Origin of the sequence: Arthrobacter sp. NPDC058097 (assembly GCF_042884885.1) — a bacterium.
In the GTDB taxonomy this organism is placed as follows: Bacteria; Actinomycetota; Actinomycetes; order Actinomycetales; family Micrococcaceae; genus Arthrobacter.
In genome coordinates, this window is the sequence record NZ_JBHVSZ010000034.1 from 1 (window position 1) to 1,267 (window position 1,267).

1 protein-coding gene is annotated in these 1,267 nt (G+C 64.6%); it reads right to left on the bottom strand.

Annotated elements, in window-relative coordinates; translation table 11 throughout:
- Positions 1–33: 33 nt before the first annotated feature.
- Positions 34–1,218, bottom strand: a complete 1,185-nt coding sequence (locus ACFVTE_RS24520) for an IS30 family transposase (RefSeq protein WP_387105344.1) — start codon at positions 1,216–1,218, stop codon at positions 34–36.
- Positions 1,219–1,267: the final 49 nt, after the last annotated feature.

Sequence of the window (1,267 nt, forward strand, 5' to 3'; positions counted from 1 at the left end):
GGCAAATTCAAGTAGTCGGAGCAACGCGGGGGGTTATGCCGCCTGTAGCAGCTGGCTGAGCCGGTTGGCTGGGGTGTCGAGGTTGAGGGTTGGTCGTGGCCTGCGGTTGAGTTTGGCTGCGATGCGGTTCAGGTCGTCCGGGCTGTGGACGGAGAGGTCGGAGCCTTTTTCGAACCAGAACCGCAGGAGCCGGTTGGTGTTCTCGTTCGTGCCGCGCTGCCAGGGTGAGTGCGGGTCGCAGAAGTAGAGCGTGGTCTCGAGCGCGGTTTGGATCCGGGCGTACTCGGCTAGCTCGGTGCCCCGGTCCCAGGTGATCGACCGGCGCAGGTGGTCCGGGAGGTTGCCCATCTCCCGGATCATCGCCGCGGCGACGGTGTCCGCAGTGTGGTCCCCGGGCAGGTGCAGCAGGATCGTGAACCGGGTCGAGCGTTCCACGAGGGTGCCGATGGCGGTCCCGTCGCAGCCGATGATCAGGTCCCCTTCCCAATGGCCCGGGACTGCCCGGTCCTGGACCTCAGCCGGGCGCTGACTGATCGTGAAGGCGTCCTTGTAAGGGCTGCTCTTGGCCCGGTCTGAGGCGTGCGGAACGCGTTGTTTCCGTTTGAGGCTGAGCTTCTCGGCCAGGTCTGCCCGCAGTTTCCCGCGGGTCTGGACGTACAGCGCCCGGTAGATCGTCTCGTGGCTCACCTGCATAGTCTGATCATCGCCGAAGTAAAACGCCAACATCGCCGAGATCAGTTTCGGACTCCAGCCGTCGTCCATCCAGACGGCGATCAGCCGGCAGAGATCCTCGTCCTCGACCAGCTTGAACGGCTTGGGCCGGCGCCTGGCCTGATGGGCCTTCGCATGCGCAACCGAGGCGTAATACTCCCCGTCTTCGCCGGAGTTGCGCTTCACCTCCCGCCAGACCACCGACTTGTCCCGCCCGATCGCTGCACCGATCTCGGCATAACTCATGCCCGCCAGCCTCCCCATCTGAATCATGCCCCGCTCCTCCGAGCTCAACGCCCGCCCACCCGGGCCCTCCGCGGACGGGGCAGGATCCGCCAGACCACCACTGACCCCCATAAGCAACGTCATCTGCCCAGACTGGGCCCACCACTTCTTCCCGGTACCGCGCGAGGCTCCGACACGCCGGACAGCAGCACTGACCGACATGCCCGAGCACACCAAATCGAGGAAATCACCACGGGCACTGACGGGAAACAACTTTGGCATCTGAACGCTCCATCTATCAGAGCGTTGCTACGACCATATGACTTTGCCG

Excerpts from the sequence above, each read along its gene's own strand:
- ACFVTE_RS24520 (WP_387105344.1), bottom strand. The coding sequence starts at position 1,218 with ATGCCAAAGTTGTTTCCCGTCAGTGCCCGTGGTGATTTCCTCGATTTG.